The following is an 18,589-nucleotide window of genomic DNA, read 5'->3' on the forward strand; positions in this document are numbered from 1 at the left end:
GGCGTGGAACAATCGACCCCAGGCTCACCGGTACCGACAGCGAGCAGGGAGACACAGCACGATGCGCATCGGAGTTCTCACCGCAGGTGGCGACTGTCCCGGCCTCAACGCAGTGATCCGGTCGGTCGTGCACCGAGCGGTCGACAACTACGGCGACGAGGTCATCGGCTTCGAGGACGGATACGCGGGCCTGCTCGACGGCCGCTACCGGGGCCTCGACCTCAACGCGGTGAGCGGCATCCTGGCCCGCGGCGGCACCATCCTCGGCTCCTCCCGACTGGAGCGCGACCGGCTGCGCGAGGCCTGCGAGAGCGCCTCCGACATGATCCACGACTTCGGCATCGACGCGCTCATCCCGATCGGCGGCGAGGGCACGCTGACGGCGGCGCGGATGCTGTCGGACGCCGGGCTGCCGGTGGTCGGCGTCCCGAAGACGATCGACAACGACATCTCGTCGACGGACCGGACGTTCGGCTTCGACACGGCGGTCGGCGTCGCCACGGAGGCGATGGACCGCCTGAAGACGACCGCCGAGTCGCACCAGCGCGTGATGGTCGTCGAGGTCATGGGCCGGCACGCGGGCTGGATCGCGCTGGAGTCCGGGATGGCGGCGGGCGCGCACGGCATCTGCCTGCCGGAGCGGCCGTTCGACCCGGCGGACCTGGTGAAGATGGTCGAGGAGCGGTTCGCGCGCGGCAAGAAGTTCGCGGTGATCTGCGTCGCGGAGGGCGCGCACCCGGCCGACGGCACGATGGACTACAGCAAGGGCGCGATCGACCAGTTCGGCCACGAGCGGTTCCAGGGCATCGGCACGGCACTGGCGTACGAGCTGGAGAAGCGGCTCGGCAAGGAGGCCCGCCCGGTCATCCTCGGCCACGTCCAGCGCGGCGGCGTCCCGACGGCGTACGACCGCGTCCTCGCGACCCGCTTCGGCTGGCACGCGGTGGAGGCGGCGCACCGGGGCCAGTTCGGCCGGATGACGGCGCTGCGCGGGACGGACGTGGTGATGGTCCCGCTGGCGGAGGCGGTGACCGAACTGAAGACGGTCCCGAAGGACAGGATCGTAGAGGCGGAGTCGGTCTTCTAAAGGCGCTGGGCGTCTCTGGCGGTACGGCTCTCGATCCTCGCCCAGAAGTCGTCGACGATCCGGTCGAGGAAGTCCCGGCCGGCGTCGCCCGGGTTCGGCGTGGCGGCCATCTGCCCCTGGTAGTCCTGGTGCAAGTCCTGGAGGGCGTCCTCCAGGAGCCGCCGGTCCAGGGGCACGATCCTGCTCACCGGTTTGGCGTACGCCTGCCAGCGCGTGCGGGCGGCGGTGCGCAACAGGTCGGCGAGCCTGGCCTCGTGGCCGGTGAGGGCGATCAGGTCGGGCAGCGCGAGGTCGAGCAGCTCGGCGAGCGCGGCGGTCTGCCGGTCCGTGCCGTGCCACTCCCCGCTCTCCTCCAGCCGCGTGTACGCCACGAACTCGTGCCCCACGGCCCGGGCGACGTCCTCCGGGGCGAACCCTCGGGCGATGCGGTGCTCGCGCAGGCTCCGCGGCCGACCCATCAACTCGACGGGCGAACACCACAACACCCCTGCGAGGGCGGTGAGTTCGGGGTGCGTGGGGGTGAGCGTCCCGCGCTCCCAGGCGTGGACGAGGTCGGGGGTGGCGTGTGGAAGCGCGTACGACGCCCGAAGTCCGTGAGCGACATGCCCCGGCGTCATCCCGAGCGCGGAACGAAGCCTGCGGGCAGCGGGAGCATTGAAGGGCGGACCTGCTTGGCGCGTCTGGGACGGTGGTCTGGGCACGGGGACAAGGTAGGCGGTGGGGGGTGGGGTGGCTACCGGGTGTTTGGCCATAGTTACTGGTCGGGGTTACTGGTCGGGGGAGCTCACGGGCGTCTCGTGCGTGTCCCGTCAACCCGTCATCCCGTGATCTTGCCGATGACGGGTCCGTAGTAGGTGCCGCCCTGGAAGGTGATGTGGTCGCCGCTGGGACCGGGGCGGGACTGCCTTTCGGCGTCGGGCGTGGTGCGTGGGTGGTGTTTGCGCAGGACCGCTCGTGCCACCTCTGCCGCCTGTCGGGCGGCCCGTTGCTGGGAGCCGGCGGTGTCCGTCCGGGTCTTTGCGGCGTCGGCGTGGTCGCTGATGCCTCGGATCACGAGGGCGTCCAACCGGCCGTTCACATGGGCCGCGTGGGCCGCGCCCGAGCCTTCCATCTCGATCGCGGCCGTGTCGTTGTAGTGCTCGCGCAGATGCCTGGCGATCTCGGCCTCGGCGTCGGCCAGGACGACGTCCCCCGACGCGATCGGCTTGAAGTGGGTGCGGACGTCCGGCATGTCCCGTGCGGCTGAACGGGCCGCCTGGATCAGTGCGTTGGACGCGTGCCAGGCCTCGGGGCGGGCGAGGAAGCCCTGTGGGGTCCACTTGCCGCCGTGGATGCCGTAGACCTTGGTTCCGACGACGACGTCGCCGATCCCGATGTCGTCCTTCAGGCTGCCCGCGATGCCGACGAACAGGATCGCCTGGGGACGGAGCCACGTGACGAGTTGCGTGGTCATCGACGCGGCGTTGACCACGCCCTCGCCCAGCTCGGCGAGCGCGACCTGCCAGGGGGTGCCGTCGAGCCGGCCGACCTCGACGCGGGTGCCGTCCCGGTGGACGCGTTCGTCGCGGTCGGTGAGATGGGCGCGTACGGCCGCGTATTCGAGCGCGAGCGCGGTAAGGACCACGACAGTGGGTTTCGTCTCCGGCACGCCTTTAAGGTACTGCCAGGTTCATCGGGGGAGAGGGCGGTTGCAGTGGCCGAACAGGACGTCGGGGTCGGGCAGTTGCTGCTCGCGGAGTATCAGAGCATCAAGGACGAGCAGAAGGCGCGGATCGGGTTCCGGGACAACCTGCTGTACGTGACGTTGGCGGTGGTGGCCGCCGTCATCGCCGCGGCGGCCCAGGCCAAGCAGACGTCGATGCTGCTGGCGCTGCCGCCGGTGTGTGTGGTGCTGGGGTGGACCTACCTGGTCAACGACGACAAGATCTCGGCCATCGGACGGTATGTCCGGGGGGAGCTGGGGCCACGGCTGGCGGAGCTGACGGGGACCGACGTGGCGTTCCGGTGGGAGAGCTATCACCGCGGTGACGCCGGGCGCGTGACCCGGAAGGTCGTGCAGTGCGTCGTGGACCTGGTGGCGTTCTGTGTCGTGCCGTTGGCCGCGCTCGTCGTGTACTGGGGTGGCGGCCAGGTGACGTCGGGGCTGCTCGTGCTGTCCCTCGCCGAGGCGGGGGCGGTGGCCGGGCTGGGGGTGTTCGTGGTGCGGTACGCGGTGCCGTTCGGGAGCGGTGCGAGCGGGAGCGGGGGTGGGTGACGCCCAAGCCCAAGCCGCCGCATCCGCCGAAGGCCGTCCCGCGGCCCTCACTTCCCCCGAGCCGCCTTCACCCACCGGTACACCAGCTCCGGCCTTCCCACCTGGCCGTAGAGCGGCTTTCGTTCGGCTCTGCCCGCCTCCACCAGGTGTTCCAGGTACCGCCGGGCCGTGATGCGGGAGATTCCCACCGCCTCGGCCACTCCGGCCGCGGTCCGTCCTTCCGCCGCCTCCCGCACCGTCTCGGTGACCCGTTCCAGGGTCGGTGAGCTGAGGCCCTTGGGCAGGGCCGCCGGGGTCGGTGCCCGTAGGGCGGCGAGGGCGCGGTCGACCTCGTCCTGGCCGCTCGCCTCGCCCGCCGCACCCCGGAACTCGGCGTACCGCACCAGCCGGTCCCGCAGGGTCGCGAACGTGAACGGCTTCAGTACGTACTGGACGACCCCCAGCGAGACGCCCTCCCGCACCACCGTCAGGTCCCGCGCCGACGTCACCGCGATCACGTCCGCGTGATACCCGGCCGCCCGCAGCGAGCGGGCCAGTTGCAGCCCGTGCGCGTCGGGGAGGTGCAGGTCCAGCAGGAGCAGGTCCACCGGTGTGCGGTCCAGCAGGCGTCGCGCCTCCGCGCCCGTGTGCGCCTTGCCGACCGCCACGAAGCCCGGCACCCGCCCGACGTACATGACATGGGCGTCCGCGGCCACCGGATCGTCCTCCACGACCAGCACTCTGATCGGCTCTTCACCCGTCATTGCCTGCCTCCAGACGTAGCACCGGACGCGGGGACACCGGACGCGGCCGCCGCCCGCAGCGGCAGGCGGACCTCGAACGCGGCTCCGCCGCCCTCGGCCTCCGCCACCGACAGCGTCCCCTCGTGCCGGTGCACGGCCTGCCGGACCAGGGCCAGCCCCAGGCCCCGGCCGCCCGGCCCCGCCGGTTTCGTCGAGAAGCCGCGCTCGAAGACCAGGGAGGCGTGCGCCGGATCCACGCCCGCCCCCGTGTCCGCCACCCGGAACAGGAGCTCGTCGCCTTCCGTGCAGGCGGTCACGGTCACCCGCGCCCGCACGCTGCCCTGCGCCGCGTCCACGGCGTTGTCGATGAGGTTGCCGAGGATCGTCACCAGATCCCGGGCCGGCAACGACTCCGGGAGCAGACCGTCGTCCATACCGCTCTCGTGCGACACCACCAGTTCCACGCCCCGCTCGTTCGCCTGCGCCGTCTTGCCCAGCAGCAGGGCCGCCAGGACCGGTTCACTGACCGCCGAGACCACCTGGTCCGTCAGCGCCTGGGCCAGTTCCAGTTCCGCCGTCGCGAAGTCCACGGCCTCCGCCGCGCGGCCCAGCTCGATCAGCGAGACCACCGTGTGCAGACGGTTCGCCGCCTCGTGGGCCTGCGAGCGCAGCGCCTGCGTGAAGCCCCGCTCTGAGTCCAACTCGCCCATCAGGGACTGGAGTTCGGTCACATCGCGCAGGGTGACGACGGTTCCCCTGCGCTCGCCGCCCGACACCGGGGACGTGTTCACCACCAGCACCCGGTCCGCCGCCAGGTGGACCTCGTCCACCCGGGGTTCCGAGGCGAGCAGCGCGCCCGTCAGCGGGGCGGGCAGGCCGAGTTCCGCCACCGACGTGCCCACCACCTCCCCAAAGACGCCCAGCAGTTCCCGGCCCCCGTCGTTGATCAGCGCCACCCGGTACTGCCCGTCCAGCATCAGCAGCCCCTCGCGCACCGCGTGCAACGCGGCCTGGTGGTAGTCGTGCATACGGCTCAGCTCCGCCGCGTTCATGCCGTGGGTGTGGCGGCGCAGCGACGCGTTGATGACGTACGTGCCGATCGCGCCGAGGGCGAGCGCGCCGAAGGCCACCGCGAACAGGGCCGTCACCTGGTCCTGCACCCGCTTGCTGATCGACTCGACCTTGATGCCCGCGCTGACCAGGCCGACGACCCGGTGGTTCGCGTCCTCGACCGGGGTGACCGCGCGGACGGACGCGCCGAGGGTGCCGGTGTACGTCTCGGTGAAGGTCCCGCCCTTCAGGGCCTTCGCCGTGTTGCCGCGGAAGCGCTGGCCGATCTGGTTCTCGTCCGGGTGGGTCCAGCGGATGCCCTGCGGGTTCATGATCGTGACGAAGTCGACCTCCGTGTCCCGCATGACCCGCAGGGCGTACGGCTGGAGTTCGGCGGTCGGGTTCGGCGCCCGGATGGCCGACCGTACGGAGGGGGAGTCGGCGACCGAGCGGGCCACGGCCCTGGCCTGGCGGCCCGCGGCGTCCTCGGCCTGGGTGCGGTCGCTGACGTACGTGAACAGCGCGTATCCCGCGACGAGCACCGCTATCAGCACGGCCTGCATGGCGAAGAGCTGGCCGGCCAGACTGCGGGGTCTCGGCATGTCGGGGATGCGCATGTCGTCAGTGTGCCCCCGAGGTTAAGTGTGAACTAAATGAACGGAAGGGTGACCGCCCTCACAGGACGGGAGATAGTCGCGGCAATCCCCCATAACCCCGGACGTGAGCCGCACTCCGGTGGATGCCGACGAAGACGTCAAGGAGGGCAGCCGTGGCCGCCAGCAGCACCCCCGATACGGCACCTGCCGCACCCGCGATCAAGCGGGACCGCACCCACTATCTGTACATCGCGGTGATCGTCGCGGTGGCGCTCGGCATCGCCGTGGGCCTGATCTGGCCCGACGCCGGGGTCGAACTCAAGCCCCTGGGCACGGGCTTCGTGAACATCATCAAGATGATGATCTCGCCGATCATCTTCTGCACGATCGTTCTCGGCATCGGATCCGTACGCAAGGCCGCCAAGGTCGGCGCCGTCGGCGGAATCGCGCTCGGCTACTTCACGGTGATGTCCCTGGTCGCGCTGACCATCGGTCTCGTCGTCGGCAACATCCTCCACCCGGGCGACGGGCTGCACCTCACCGACGCGATCAAGGCGTCCGGGCACGACCAGGTGACGGAGGCGCTGCCGCCGGTCGACTTCGTCCTGTCGATCATCCCGAAGACCTTCGTCGCCGCCTTCACCGGGGAGCAGGTCCTGCAGACCCTGCTGGTCGCCCTGCTCGCCGGCTTCGCGCTGCAGGGCATGGGCAGCGCCGGGCAGCCGATCCTGCGCGGCGTCGAGCACATCCAGCGGCTCGTCTTCCGCATCCTCGCCATGGTGATGTGGGCCGCCCCGGTCGGCGCCTTCGGCGCCATGGCCGCCGTCACCGGATCCGCCGGCGTCGACGCGCTCAAGAAGCTCGCCATCCTGATGATCGGCTTCTACATCACCTGCTTCCTCTTCGTCTTCATCGTGCTCGGCGCGCTGCTGCGGATCGTCTCCGGCCTGAACATCTTCACGCTGTTCAAGTACCTCGGCCGCGAGTTCCTGCTGATCCTGTCCACCTCCTCCTCCGAGTCCGCGCTGCCGCGGCTCATCGCGAAGATGGAGCACCTGGGCGTCAGCAAGCCCGTCGTCGGCATCACCGTGCCGACCGGCTACTCCTTCAACCTCGACGGCACCATGATCTACATGACCATGGCGTCCCTGTTCATCGCCGACGCGATGGGCACCCCGATGCCGGTCGGCGAGCAGATCCCGCTGCTGCTCTTCCTGCTGCTCGCCTCCAAGGGCGCGGCCGGTGTCACCGGCGCCGGCCTGGCCACGCTGGCCGGCGGTCTCCAGGCGCACAAGCCGGCCCTGGTCGACGGCATGGGCCTCATCGTCGGCATCGACCGCTTCATGAGCGAGGCGCGCGCCCTGACGAACTTCGCGGGCAACGCCGTGGCCACCGTCCTGATCGGCACCTGGACGAAGGAGATCGACCGCGAGCGCGTCGACCTGGTGCTCGCCGGACAGCTCCCCTTCGACGAGAAGACGCTGCTCGACGAGAACGAAGCCCGGGACACCGCCGAGGACGCCGCCGTCGAGGTCCCCGAGCAGGGCGGCGACAAGGAACTGGCCAAGGCCTGAGGTCCGCGTCCGCGGCCCGGACCCGAGGACCTCGCGGTTCTCACCGACTCCGAGCGTCCGGCCCGGCCTGAACCCGGGCCGGGCGCCCGGCCCACCGCCACCGGGCGGCTGAGCGTCCCCCCGTCGCTCAGCCGCCCGGTACGCATTACCGGAACATTGCCTTCCATGGAGCAACCTGTTTGATCTTCCGGATCTCTCCCTGGGCGGGCGGCGCAGCCGCCCCTGACCATCAGGACAGAGTCAAGGACAGAGAGGATGTTGGGGGAATCATGGACAAGGTTCGTAAGGCGTTGATCGGCACGGTCGCCGGAGCGGTGATGCTCGGTGCCGGGGTGGTGCCGGCCCAGGCGGCGACGGAGGGCGCGGTCAGGCCCGCGGCCATCGGCAGCATCTGCGGTTCGCTGCTGGCCACCGGAGTCAGCGTCTCCTCGTTGGGGAAGACCATCGCCTCCAAGGGCGCGGGCTGGGTGGGCGCGATCGTCTCCGCCGGCTGTCTGGTGAAGGACGCCGGCGAGTACAGCAGGGAGTTCAACGCCACCAAGGCGGGCCTCGCCCGCCTCAAGAAGATCCAGGCGAAGTACCACAGCTACACCTTCGAGCACTTCATGAACGACTTCGGCTGCAAGTTCGTGGCGAACCCGCCCGGTGGTGGCACGGACGCCGTTCCGGCCGTCGCCGCGGCCAAGAAGCCGGGCCACTGGGACTGCAGCTCGGCCGGCGACTGAACCGGAGACAGCTCGTGGACGACCAGGCGGCCGACGCCCCGCCCGTACCGCGAGGCGCTGGGCCTCTGTGCACCAGGCGCTGGGCGCAGTACCTGACAGCCGTCGCCACGGCCGCCTTCACGGGTCTTCGAGTTGAGTGGTGCGCGGGCACGCCGGGTCCCCGGTAGGTGAGCTGCGGAAAGGTGACACTCCCGCACCGGAGTGTCACCTTTCTGTGCGGACCCCCCCGGGCAGGCACCCCGCAGAGAGCCGCACCGCCCAAGTTCGCGCCGATCGCCAAGGGTGCGGCGGCGTGCGTCAGTTCACCGGGACCAGGGTTTCGGCGACCGCCTGCCCCAGCCACTGCCGTACGTCGCCGAAGGTGAACCCGAGGCGCGTGGCACGGGAGTTGTCCATGCCGTAGAAGCGGCGGAAAGCGAACGGGGACACCTCGCCGGGCTCCGTCGTCTCCTGGAACACCGCTGTGCCGCCGCCGGGGGCGTACGCGGCGACCGCCTCGCACAGCTCCCGTGTCGTCAGCGTGCCGTGCGAGGCCGCGTTGACCGGGCCGGTGAAGTCCTGGCCCACCGTCCAGAAGAGGAAGTCGGCGATCTCCTCGACGTGGATGTACGTCGCCGGGTGGTTCACCGTCGGCACGGTGATCGGCTCGCCGGTGCGGATGCGGTCCGCGTAGTGGGTGAGCCGTCCGGTGAAGTCGTCGTCCCCGCCCAGGACATGGGCGACCCGGACGGCCACGTAGGGGAACGCCGGCTCCGCCGCGAACACCGACTCCGCCTGCCGCTTGCCCTCGCCGTAGTGGGTGTCGAGGAACTCCGGTTCATGCCAGGGGAGTTCGAGGTCCACGGCCGCGTTCAGCGGATCGACGTCCGTCTCCCGGACCGGCGCGACCGAGTCCCCGTACGCGTGGACCTCCCCGTGGACCTCCGCGTACACCTCGACCGTCGACGTCATCACGTAGCGGCCGGTGCGGCCGGCGAGGACCCGGCGGGCTATCGCCGCCTGGCGCGGGGTGTAGCAGACCTGGTCGACGACGACGTCGAAGGTGCGCGGGCCGAGCGCCTCGCGCAGCGCGTCCTCGTCGTCCCGGTCGGCGATCAGGTGGACCACCCCGGCCGGCGGCGGCGACGAACCGCGGTTGAGGACCGTGACCCGGTCCCCGGCGGCCAGCAGCCGCGCGATGAGCCGCTTGCCGAAGTAGCGGTTCCCGCCGATGACCAGCACTTCTCGCTTTTCCATGGTCATAATTTTCCCGGCCCGCACACGTGTTCTGAAGGGGGAACCATGGGAGTTCCGGCCGCCGCACCGAAAGAACCACGGCACTCACGCGCCTCCGCCACCGAAACATCGGTGGCCTTCGACGCGCTGGACCGGCAGATCCTCCAGCTCCTCCAGACCGACGGCCGGATCAGGCTCAGCGAGCTGGGGCGGCAGGTCCGGCTGAGCCCGGCGGCGGTCACCGAGCGGGTGCGCCGGCTGGAGGCCGCGGGCGTGATCAGCGGCTACGGCGCTCAGGTCGTCCCCGGCCGGCTCGGTTACGGCATCCAGGCGTTCGTCCGGGTCAACCCGCACGGCGGCTACAACCTGAAGCACCCCAGGACCCTGGAGCTGATGGAGCGCCCCGAGATCACCGAGGTGCACCACGTCGTCGGCGAGGACTGCTGGCTCCTCAAGGTCGCCGTCCGGGACACCGTCCACTTGGAGGAGGTCCTCGAAGCCGTCTCGGTCCTGGGCCGTACGACGACGTCGATCGTGCTCACCTCGCCGGTGGAACGCAAACCGCTCCTGCCCTGACGTCTCTTGCCTTGACGTCGGGGTCAAGCCCTACGTTCGTAGGCATGCGCATCGGCGAGCTGGCCGCGCGGGCCGGGACCACGACCCGGACGCTGCGGTACTACGAGTCCCGGGACCTGCTGCCCGCCCGGCGGAACAGCAACGGATACCGGACGTACGACGAGGACGACCTGAAGCTGCTCCGGCAGATCAGGACGCTCCAGGACTTCGGGTTCGACCTGGAGGAGACCCGGCCCTTCGTGGAGTGTCTGCGGGCCGGGCACCCGGAGGGCGACTCCTGCCCGGCGTCGCTCGCGGTCTACCGGCGCAAGCTGGCGGAGCTGGACGCGCTCATCGGGGAGCTGCGGGCGGTGCGGGAGACGGTCGCCGGGCAACTCGTGCGGGCCGAGCTGGCACGCGACGAGCTGGCTGCCGACGCGCTGGTTCCGGGGGGTCCGGAACCCGGGTGCGAGCTGGGAGGGCAGGAGTTGTGATCAAGGCTGACGGTGTGGCCGCGGTGACGGACGCGGATTTCGGGGTGGAGGTGCTCGGGGCGGAGTTGCCGGTGCTGGTGGAGTTCACCGCCGACTGGTGTCCGCCGTGCCGGCAGATGGGGCCGGTGCTGAGCGCGCTCGCCGTGGAGGAGGGCGAGCGGCTGAAGGTGGTGCAGCTGGACGTGGACACGAACCCCGAGACGACCAACGCGTACAAGGTGCTGTCGATGCCGACGTTCATGGTGTTCCGGGCCGGTGAGCCGGTGAAGGCGATGGTGGGGGCCCGGCCCAAGCGGCGGCTGCTGGAGGAGCTGTCCGACGTGTTGTAGCCCCCCGGGCCGAACAGAAGAAATCCCCCGAGCAATTGCGCTCGGGGGATTTCTCTGCGTATATTTAATGGTTCGCGACTTCGAGATAATCGGTCGCAAAGAAGTGGAGTGAGCACAGTATATGCGGGCGGGAGTGGAATTGTCAAACATCGACTTTCCGGATAGTGAATTGCGGCGCGAGCAGGAATTCATCGACGGGGTGTACGCACGGGTGGACTCCCTGCGCGGCCACACCGAGACCGGCGTCACGGAAGCGCTCGCCCAGGGAAACACCCCCATGCAGGCGCGGCTGGAGCGGGACATTCTCGTCGCCGAGCGCTCGGGCCTGCTGGCCGCGCTGAACGCGGTGGACGGCTCTCTCTGTTTCGGCCGCATCGACCTCACCTCGGGCGTCAGCCATCACATCGGCCGCATCGGTCTGCGCGCCGACGACGCCGAGCGCACCCCGGTCCTGATCGACTGGCGGGCCGACGTCGCCCGCCCCTTCTACCTCGCCACCGGCCACACCCCGATGGGCCTGCGCCGCCGCCGGCACCTCACCACCTCGGGCCGCCGGGTCACCGACCTGCACGACGAGATCCTCGACCTCGGCGACCAGGAGCGGACCGGCCACGAGGACCCGAGCGGCGACGCCGTGCTGCTCGCCGCGCTGAACTCCGCCCGCACCGGCCGTATGAACGACATCGTGCAGACCATCCAGGCCGAGCAGGACGAGATCATCCGCGCACCCCACCGGGGCGTCCTGGTGGTCGAGGGCGGCCCCGGCACCGGCAAGACGGCCGTCGCCCTGCACCGCGCCGCCTATCTCCTCTACGAGCACCGGGAGTTGCTCGCCAAGCGGGCCGTCCTGATCGTCGGCCCCAACCCCGCCTTCCTCGGCTACATCGGCGAGGTGCTGCCCTCGCTGGGCGAGACCGGCGTCCTGCTGGCGACCGTCGGCGAACTGTTCCCCGGCGTGCGGGCGACGGCGGCCGACACCCCCGAGGCCGCCGCCGTGAAGGGCCGCGCCGCCATGGCGGACGTCCTCGCCGCCGTCGTACGCGACCGGCAGGCGCTGCCCGACCCGGTGATCGCGATCGAGCACGACCGCGAGATCCTGATGCTCGACGAGGGACTCGTGAGCGTCGCCCGCGACGCCACCCGGGCCGCCGGGCTGCCGCACAACGCGGCCCGCGAGCACTTCGAGGGCTACATCCTCAACACCCTGACGGACATGGTGGCCGAGCGCATCGGCACCGACCCCTACGACGGCTCGAACATGCTCGACGCCGGCGACATCACCCAGATCCGCGACGAGCTCGCCGAGAATCCCGAAGTCTGGTCCGCCATCGACCAGTTGTGGCCGCGCGTCACCCCGCGCCGCCTGGTCGCCGACTTCCTCGCCGCCCCCGAGGGCTACCTCGGCGACGCGGACGCCGCCGCCGTCCGCCGTCCGGCGACCCGGGCCTGGACGGTCGCGGACGTCCCGCTGCTCGACGAGGCGGCCGAACTCCTCGGCGAGGACTCCCGGTCGGCCCGGGCGCGCGCCGACCGGGAGCGGGAGACGCAGATCGCCTACGCGCAGGGCGTCCTCGACGTCTCCTACGCCTCGCGCACCTACGAGTTCGACGACAAGGAGGACGGCGACCCCGACGGCTCCGAAGTCCTGTCCGCGCACGACATCATCGACGCCGAGCGGTTCGCCGAGCGGCACGAGGAGGACGACCACCGCAGCGCCGCCGAACGCGCGGCGGCCGACCGGACCTGGGCGTTCGGGCACATCATCGTCGACGAGGCGCAGGAGCTGTCGGCGATGGCGTGGCGGCTGCTGATGCGGCGCAGCCCGACCCGCTCGATGACCCTGGTCGGCGACCCCGCGCAGACGGCGGAGGCGGCCGGGGTCGGCTCCTGGTCGGGGATCCTCGCCCCGTACGTCGCGGACCGCTGGGAGCACACCCGCCTCGGCGTCAACTACCGCACCCCCGCCGAGATCATGGAGGTCGCGGCAGCCGTCGTCCGCGCGGAGCATCCCGGCTTCGAGCCGCCGAGCTCGGTCCGCTCCACCGGCGTCCGGCCCTGGGCGCGCGCCACCGACGACCTGCCCGGCGCGGTCGCCGACGCCGTGGCCGAACTGACCCCCGCCGAAGGCCGGCTGGCGGTGATCGCCCCCCGCGCGCTGCACCGGCGGCTGGCGGCCCGCCTCGACGGGGTGACGGCGGGTTCGCAGCCGGATCTGACCCGCACGGTCGTCCTCCTCGACCCGCGCCAGTCCAAGGGGCTGGAGTTCGACTCGGTGCTCGTCGTCGAGCCCGCCGAGTACGGCACCAGCGACCTGTACGTCGCCCTCACCCGCGCCACCCAACGCCTCGGCGTGCTCCACACCAAGGAGTTGCCGAAGCCGCTGCTGACAGCGTTGGCGTGACCTGGGATCACCAAGACGTAACAGTTCATGCTGTGATAACTGCGTGTGCACGGTCGGTGCGGTAAGCGTTGCGTATGGAAGCCCAGCACCACGTCACCGCACCGGCCGACAGCCCCGCACTCGGATCGCTGTCCGTCGAGCCGCTGCTCACGGCGGAGTTCGACGCCGACCCCGGCGCGGTGTACCGACGCCTGCGGAGCACGTACGGTCCCGTGGCCCCGGTCGGTCTCCTGGGTGTGCCCGTGTGGCTCGCGCTGGACTACCGGGAGGTCCTGGAGGTCCTGCGCAACGAGGGCCAGTGGCGGCGCGACGTACGGAACTGGCGGGCCCGCGCCCTGGGCGAACTGCCGCCCGGCTGGCCGCTGCTGGCCGGCTACGAGGTGCGGCAGACGATGTTCATGGACGACGAGGAGCACCTCGCCGCCCGCCGCACCCAGCACGCCGCCCTGCGCCCCTTCCAGGACGCCAAGAGCCCCGAGGGCTGGGAACTGCGGGCGGCCGTCGCCCAGTACGCCGACGAGCTGGTCGCGATGCTGGCCGCCGAGTCGGGCCGGACCGGCTTCGCCGACCTCGGCGCGCAGTACACCCGGCCGCTGCTGCTGATGGTCACCAGCAAACTGTTCGGCTGCCCGGTCGAGCTGGGCGACGAACTGGTCATGGACCTGTGGCGGATGCTCGACGGCGGCCCCGACGCGGGCCCCGCCACCGGCCGCGCCCTGTCCGCGTTCACTCGTCTCGCCGCCCACCGCAGGGCCAGACCGGGCGACGACCTCACCTCGTACATGATGCTCGCCGACCCCGACCTCACCGACGAACAGCTCGGCCGGGAACTGTTCATGAACGCCGTCTACCTCAACGACATCGCCGGCAACATGGTCCTCAACACGCTGCTGGAGGTGTTGCGCGGCAACGCGACGGTGCGCCGCAGCCTGTCGGCTGGGCAGCTCGGCGAGACGGTCAACCGGGCCGCCCTCGCCAACCCGCCCGTCGCCAACATGTGCTTCCGGTTCGCGGCGCGGGACGTGCGGCTCGGGAACTTCTGGATCCGCGCCGGCGACATCGTCTCCCCGTCCGCGGCCGCCGCCCACCAGGACCTGCTGGCGATCGGCTCCTCCCCCATGGTCGGCTCAGCCGTCTCCACCCGCGCCCACCTGGGCTGGGGCGCGGGTCCCCACCAGTGCCCCAGTGCCGCGCGGGAGTTGGGCGGGTTGATCGTGACGACGGCCGTGGGGCGCGTCTTCGACCACTTCGCCAAGGCCGAACTGACCCTGCCGCCCGACCAGTTGCCGTGGCGGTCGGGTCCGGTCGTGCGGGGGCTGAAGGTGCTGCCGGTGCGGTACGAGATGGCGACGGCGGCGCTTGGCGTGGCCCGGCCGGCCGAACTCGCGTCGGCGTCCGTCGGGATCGACGGTCAGGCCAGCGGGTTGCTGGCGGCGCTGCGGCGGTTCATGTTCGGCGCACGCTGAGGCCGGGTGGGGGCGCAGCCCCCAGGGACCGGGAGCCCCCAGGGACCGGGAGCCCCCAGGGACCGGGAGCCCCCAGGGACCGGGAGCCCCCAGGGACCGGGAGCCCCCAGGGACCGGGGGCTCCCCGGCCTGCCTACGCCGGGCGCAACCACACCGTGGCCAGGGGTGGCAGGGTCAGTCGGATGCTCGCCGGGCGGCCGTGCCAGCCCTGGGGCTCCGGCTTGACGACGTCCGGGTTGGTGACGTCGCTGCCGCCGTACGCCGCCGCGTCGGTGTTGAGGGTCTCGTGCCAGGCCGGGACGTCGTCGGGGACGCCGAGGCGGTAGCCGTGGCGGACGACGGGGGAGAGGTTGGAGACGGACAGCAGCGGGGAGCCCTCGGCGTCGAGGCGCAGGAAGGCGAAGACGTTGTCCTCGGCCGCGTCGCCCACCAGCCACTGGAAACCGGCCGGGTCGGTGTCCTGCTGCCAGAGCGCCGGGGTCGCCCGGTAGACGCCGTTCAGGTCGCGGACCAGGTCCCGGACGCCCCGGTGGTCGGCCTGCGCGCCGTACGCCGGGTCCAGCAGCCACCAGTCGGGGCCGTGCGCCTCGGACCACTCCGCGCCCTGGGCGAACTCCTGCCCCATGAAGAGGAGTTGCTTGCCCGGGTGGGCCCACATGAAGGCCAGGTACGCCCGCAGGCTGGCGCGCTGCCGCCACCAGTCGCCGGGCATCTTCGACACCAGCGAACGCTTGCCGTGCACCACCTCGTCGTGGGAGATGGGCAGCACGTAGTTCTCGCTGTAGGCGTACACCATCGAGAAGGTCATCTCGTGGTGGTGGTAGCGGCGGTGCACCGGCTCGTGGGCCATGTACTCCAGCGAGTCGTGCATCCAGCCCATGTTCCACTTCAGGCCGAAACCGAGCCCGCCGAAGCCGCTCGGGCCCGGGTGGTGGGTGGCCCGCGTGACGCCGTCCCAGGCCGTGGACTCCTCCGCGATCGTGACGACGCCGGGGCTGCGGCGGTAGACCGTCGCGTTCATCTCCTGGAGGAAGGCCACCGCGTCCAGGTTCTCCCGGCCGCCGTGCTCGTTCGGCGTCCACCGGCCCGGCTCGCGCGAGTAGTCGAGGTAGAGCATCGAGGCGACGGCGTCCACCCGCAGGCCGTCGATGTGGAACTCCTCGCACCAGTAAGTCGCGTTGGCCACCAGGAAGTTGCGCACCTCGCGCCGCCCGAAGTCGAACTCCAGCGTCCCCCAGTCGGGGTGGGCGGCGCGGAGCGGGTCCTCGTGCTCGTAGAGAGGCTTGCCGTCGAACTCCGCCAACGCCCACTCGTCGCGCGGGAAGTGCGCCGGAACCCAGTCCATCAGGACGCCGATGCCGGCCCGGTGCAGGGCGTCCACCAGGTACTTGAAGTCGTCGGGCGTGCCGAGCCGGGCCGTCGGCGCGTAGAAACCGGTGACCTGGTAGCCCCAGGAGCCGCCGAAGGGATGCTCGGCGACGGGCATCAGCTCGACGTGCGTGAAGCCCAGGTCCTTGACATACACCGGTAGTTGATCGGCGAGTTGACGGTACGTCAGGCCTGGTCGCCAGGACGCGAGATGGAGCTCGTAGACGGAGAAGGGGGCCTCGTGCACGGGTATCTCGCCCCGGTGCGCCATCCACTCCTCGTCCGCCCACGCGTAGTGCGAGGCGTGCACGATCGACGAGGTCGCCGGCGGGACCTCCGTACGCGTGGCCATCGGGTCGGCGCGCAGGGTGTGGGAGCCGTCGGGGCGGGTGATGTCGAACTTGTACAGCTCGCCCTCGCCGATCCCGGGCACGAACAGCTCCCAGACCCCGGACGAGCCGAGGGAGCGCATCGGATACCCGGTGCCGTCCCAGTAGTTGAAGGTGCCGGCCACCCGCACCCCGCGTGCGTTCGGGGCCCACACGGAGAAGCTCGTGCCGCTCACGCCCTGGTGGGTCGTCGGGTGCGCGCCGAGCACCGTCCACAACTGCTCGTGCCGTCCCTCGCCGATCAGGTGCAGGTCCAGCTCGCCCAGCGTGGGCAGGAAACGGTAGGCGTCCTCGGTCTCCACGCTCGTGCCCTCGTACGCCACGAGCAGCCGGTGGACCGGGACCTCCGTGAGGGGCAGCAACCCCGAGAAGAACCCGTCACCGTCGGCGCGCAGTTCGGCGCGCATCTCACCCGCGAGCACGGTCACGGCCCGCGCGTACGGCCGCAGCACCCGGAAGGCGACCCCACCGTCCACCGCGTGCGCGCCGAGCACGGAGTGCGGGGAGTGATGGGTGCCGTGCAGCAGCCGCCCACGCTCGGAGGCGGGAACCTCCGACCCGGGCGGATTGCCGGCCTCGGCCCCGGCCTCGGCCCCGGCCTCGGCCCCGGCCCCGGCCCCGAGGTCGGCCTCGGCCTCGGTCCCGGCCCCGAGGTCGACCTCGGTCCCGGTCCCGGTCCCGGCCCCGACCTCGACCTCGGTCCGGGCCTCGGTCTCGCCCCCGGGAGCGGCCTTCGCTTCGGGCCTGCCCTCAGCCCGGGTCTCGTCCTCGGGCCCGGCCTGGGGCGTAGCCTCGACCGTGGGCCTGGCCTTGGCCCTGGCCTTTGAAGACTTCTTCCCTGTGGGCTTCTTCGGGGGAGTCACGTGCGGGGTCTCCTCAGGGCTCAGGGATCAGGGATCAGGGCTCAGGGCAGGTCGGGGGCGGCGGCGAGGCGGCGTATCGCGGACAGGGGGACGGGGAGCCAGTCGGGGCGGTGGCGGGCTTCGTAGACGACCTCGTAGACGGCTTTGTCCGTCTCGTAGGCCCGTAGCAGTACGGGGTCGGTGCGGGGGTCGGTGCCCGCGACCTCGGCGTAGCCGGAGCAGTAGGCCGCCCGGCAGGCGTGGGCCCAGCCGGGGGCGGGCGGGTCGGTCGAGTGGGCCGCGTAGTCGAAGGAGCGCAGCATGCCGGCCACGTCCCGCACCGCCGGCTGGGCCATCCGCCGTTCGGCCAGCGGGCGGGCCGGTTCGCCCTCGAAGTCGATCAGCGACCACTCGCCGGAGGCCGCCCGCAGGCACTGTCCGAGGTGGAGGTCGCCGTGTACGCGCTGGGCGGTCCAGGTGTGGCCCTCGGCCGCGAGGCCGGCCAGCGCCGTGAAGGCGGTGCGCAGCGCGGGCACGTACGGGCGCAGCGCGGGCACCGCCTGCGCGGCCGCGTCGAGGCGGACGGCCATGCCGTCCGCCATCGGCTGTATCTGCGCGTGGCCCAGCGTCGCCGTGGGCAGCGCCCGGGCCAGCGCCCCGTGCACCTCGGCACTGGCCCGCCCCAGTGCCCGCGCCTCCGTGGTGAAGTCCTCGCCCTTGGCCAGTTCCCGCAGCGCCAGCTCCCAGCCGTCCGCCGCGCCCTGCACATACGGCTGGAGCACGGCCAGGACGTACGGGTCTCCCTCCAGGTGGGCTTCCATCCAGGCCGTCGGCGCGGGCACCCGGGGGCAGCCCTCGCGGGCCAGCGCCAGCGGCAGTTCCAGGTCGGGGTTGACGCCGGGCACGACCCGGCGCAAAAGCTTCAGGATGAACGTATCTCCATAGATGACGGACGAGTTGGACTGCTCGCCCGTCAGCCGCCGTGGGACCAGTCCCGTCCGGATCTCCTGCCCAGGGTCGCGCTCGCAGCGCAGCCCGCCGATCCGGGCGCGGGTGCGCAGCGCCTCCAGGAGCACTTCGGCGGGCCGGGTGTCGTAGAGGGCGTCGAACACGGTCAGCCCGGCCAGTGGCCCCTGCGTCACGTGTCCGATGAGCGCGGGTGCCAGTCGGGGCGGCAGGGTCTGGCGTACGCCGATCAGGAGCTGGTAGCAGTCGCCGGGGCCGGTGCCCTGTTCGGCGCGCACCAGCAGGTGGTAGAGGCCCAGCCGGGCACTGGCCGGAAGCAGTTCGGTGGCCGCCACCTGCGAGAACCCGGTGACCGGACGCCCCTTGCCGGCGAACCAGCGCTGCCGGGGCAGCCACTCCCGCAACAGGGGGTCCAGTGAAGGGAGGAGGCCGGGGTCCGTCCGGCCGGAAATTGTGACAGTCGCCGCCATAGGTGTCACATTCCTTTCCCCGGGGGGTCGGGGTGTTACTGATGCGTGCCCCGGGCGGGACGGGGGAAACCCGCCCCGCCCCAGGG

Annotated in this window: 16 protein-coding genes; 9 read left to right on the forward strand and 7 right to left on the reverse strand. The window is 71.6% G+C overall.

What is annotated here, in order from left to right:
• Positions 1-61 precede the first annotated feature (61 nt).
• Positions 62-1,087: an ATP-dependent 6-phosphofructokinase gene (locus OG352_RS29695; protein ID WP_054239866.1), complete on the forward strand. Its 1,026-nt coding sequence runs from the start codon at positions 62-64 to the stop codon at positions 1,085-1,087.
• Here OG352_RS29695 and OG352_RS29700 read toward each other — a convergent pair.
• A complete protein-coding gene (locus OG352_RS29700) occupies positions 1,084-1,839 on the reverse strand; it encodes a helix-turn-helix domain-containing protein (RefSeq protein ID WP_443072373.1) in 756 nt (251 codons plus the stop codon). The two genes, OG352_RS29695 and OG352_RS29700, sit on opposite strands and share 4 nt — an antisense overlap.
• Before the next feature lie 65 nt (positions 1,840-1,904).
• Positions 1,905-2,735 (reverse strand): 5'-methylthioadenosine/S-adenosylhomocysteine nucleosidase, encoded by an 831-nt coding sequence (locus tag OG352_RS29705; RefSeq protein ID WP_329221130.1) that lies wholly within the window; start codon positions 2,733-2,735, stop codon positions 1,905-1,907.
• Positions 2,736-2,780: 45 nt separating this feature from the next.
• On the opposite strand from OG352_RS29705, the gene OG352_RS29710 reads away from it, so the two are divergent.
• The gene (locus OG352_RS29710; RefSeq protein ID WP_329221132.1) at positions 2,781-3,341 is read left to right on the forward strand and encodes a hypothetical protein; all 561 of its coding nucleotides are present in this window, start codon (positions 2,781-2,783) and stop codon (positions 3,339-3,341) included.
• A gap of 47 nt (positions 3,342-3,388) precedes the next feature.
• Here the strand turns inward: OG352_RS29710 and OG352_RS29715 are convergent, their stop codons facing one another.
• A complete protein-coding gene (locus OG352_RS29715) occupies positions 3,389-4,084 on the reverse strand; it encodes a response regulator (RefSeq protein WP_329221134.1) in 696 nt (231 codons plus the stop codon).
• Complete coding sequence (locus OG352_RS29720; protein WP_329221136.1) at positions 4,081-5,730, reverse strand: sensor histidine kinase; 1,650 nt, start codon at positions 5,728-5,730, stop codon at positions 4,081-4,083. The genes OG352_RS29715 and OG352_RS29720 overlap by 4 nt, the downstream gene beginning before the upstream one ends.
• Before the next feature lie 122 nt (positions 5,731-5,852).
• On the opposite strand from OG352_RS29720, the gene OG352_RS29725 reads away from it, so the two are divergent.
• Both OG352_RS29725 and OG352_RS29730 read left to right on the forward strand, forming a co-directional pair.
• On the forward strand, positions 5,853-7,283 hold the full coding sequence (locus tag OG352_RS29725) for a cation:dicarboxylate symporter family transporter (RefSeq protein ID WP_329221138.1): 1,431 nt from the start codon (positions 5,853-5,855) through the stop codon (positions 7,281-7,283).
• 269 nt (positions 7,284-7,552) lie between these two features.
• A complete protein-coding gene (locus OG352_RS29730; RefSeq protein ID WP_329221140.1) occupies positions 7,553-8,008 on the forward strand; it encodes a hypothetical protein in 456 nt (151 codons plus the stop codon).
• Positions 8,009-8,305: 297 nt separating this feature from the next.
• On the opposite strand, the gene OG352_RS29735 is transcribed toward OG352_RS29730, so the two are convergent.
• Positions 8,306-9,244 carry an NAD-dependent epimerase/dehydratase family protein gene (locus OG352_RS29735; RefSeq protein ID WP_329221141.1) on the reverse strand — a complete coding sequence of 313 codons (939 nt, stop codon included), beginning with the start codon at positions 9,242-9,244 and terminating at the stop codon, positions 8,306-8,308.
• A 45-nt stretch (positions 9,245-9,289) separates the two neighbouring features.
• Here OG352_RS29735 and OG352_RS29740 point away from each other — a divergent pair, with 45 nt between their 5' ends.
• From OG352_RS29740 to OG352_RS29760, 5 genes are all read left to right on the forward strand, one after another.
• Positions 9,290-9,799, forward strand: a complete 510-nt coding sequence (locus OG352_RS29740) for an Lrp/AsnC family transcriptional regulator (RefSeq protein ID WP_329221143.1) — start codon at positions 9,290-9,292, stop codon at positions 9,797-9,799.
• A gap of 44 nt (positions 9,800-9,843) precedes the next feature.
• The gene (locus tag OG352_RS29745; RefSeq protein ID WP_329221144.1) at positions 9,844-10,272 is read left to right on the forward strand and encodes a MerR family transcriptional regulator; all 429 of its coding nucleotides are present in this window, start codon (positions 9,844-9,846) and stop codon (positions 10,270-10,272) included.
• Positions 10,269-10,601 carry a thioredoxin family protein gene (locus OG352_RS29750; protein WP_329221145.1) on the forward strand — a complete coding sequence of 111 codons (333 nt, stop codon included), beginning with the start codon at positions 10,269-10,271 and terminating at the stop codon, positions 10,599-10,601. Before OG352_RS29745 ends, OG352_RS29750 begins: the two co-directional genes overlap by 4 nt.
• Before the next feature lie 121 nt (positions 10,602-10,722).
• Complete coding sequence (locus tag OG352_RS29755) at positions 10,723-13,002, forward strand: HelD family protein (RefSeq protein WP_329221147.1); 2,280 nt, start codon at positions 10,723-10,725, stop codon at positions 13,000-13,002.
• A gap of 74 nt (positions 13,003-13,076) precedes the next feature.
• On the forward strand, positions 13,077-14,468 hold the full coding sequence (locus OG352_RS29760; protein ID WP_329221149.1) for a cytochrome: 1,392 nt from the start codon (positions 13,077-13,079) through the stop codon (positions 14,466-14,468).
• A gap of 133 nt (positions 14,469-14,601) precedes the next feature.
• On the opposite strand, the gene glgB is transcribed toward OG352_RS29760, so the two are convergent.
• Both glgB and OG352_RS29770 read right to left on the reverse strand, forming a co-directional pair.
• Positions 14,602-16,752, reverse strand: coding sequence for a 1,4-alpha-glucan branching enzyme (gene glgB, locus OG352_RS29765; RefSeq protein WP_329224018.1), 2,151 nt, complete (start codon positions 16,750-16,752; stop codon positions 14,602-14,604).
• A gap of 377 nt (positions 16,753-17,129) precedes the next feature.
• Positions 17,130-18,503, reverse strand: coding sequence for a maltokinase N-terminal cap-like domain-containing protein (locus tag OG352_RS29770; protein WP_329221151.1), 1,374 nt, complete (start codon positions 18,501-18,503; stop codon positions 17,130-17,132).
• Positions 18,504-18,589 lie beyond the last annotated feature (86 nt).

This window comes from Streptomyces sp. NBC_01485 (genome assembly GCF_036227125.1).
GTDB lineage: Bacteria > Actinomycetota > Actinomycetes > Streptomycetales > Streptomycetaceae > Streptomyces.

Coding starts and splice junctions, on each gene's coding strand:
- OG352_RS29700 (WP_443072373.1), bottom strand. CDS start 1,839: ATGGCCAAACACCCGGTAGCCACCCCACCCCCCACCGCCTACCTTGTC.
- OG352_RS29760 (WP_329221149.1), top strand. CDS start 13,077: ATGGAAGCCCAGCACCACGTCACCGCACCGGCCGACAGCCCCGCACTC.
- OG352_RS29735 (WP_329221141.1), bottom strand. CDS start 9,244: ATGGAAAAGCGAGAAGTGCTGGTCATCGGCGGGAACCGCTACTTCGGC.
- OG352_RS29695 (WP_054239866.1), top strand. CDS start 62: ATGCGCATCGGAGTTCTCACCGCAGGTGGCGACTGTCCCGGCCTCAAC.
- OG352_RS29720 (WP_329221136.1), bottom strand. CDS start 5,730: ATGCGCATCCCCGACATGCCGAGACCCCGCAGTCTGGCCGGCCAGCTC.
- OG352_RS29755 (WP_329221147.1), top strand. CDS start 10,723: ATGCGGGCGGGAGTGGAATTGTCAAACATCGACTTTCCGGATAGTGAA.
- OG352_RS29745 (WP_329221144.1), top strand. CDS start 9,844: ATGCGCATCGGCGAGCTGGCCGCGCGGGCCGGGACCACGACCCGGACG.
- OG352_RS29725 (WP_329221138.1), top strand. CDS start 5,853: ATGCCGACGAAGACGTCAAGGAGGGCAGCCGTGGCCGCCAGCAGCACC.
- OG352_RS29770 (WP_329221151.1), bottom strand. CDS start 18,503: ATGGCGGCGACTGTCACAATTTCCGGCCGGACGGACCCCGGCCTCCTC.
- OG352_RS29715 (WP_329221134.1), bottom strand. CDS start 4,084: ATGACGGGTGAAGAGCCGATCAGAGTGCTGGTCGTGGAGGACGATCCG.
- OG352_RS29730 (WP_329221140.1), top strand. CDS start 7,553: ATGGACAAGGTTCGTAAGGCGTTGATCGGCACGGTCGCCGGAGCGGTG.
- OG352_RS29740 (WP_329221143.1), top strand. CDS start 9,290: ATGGGAGTTCCGGCCGCCGCACCGAAAGAACCACGGCACTCACGCGCC.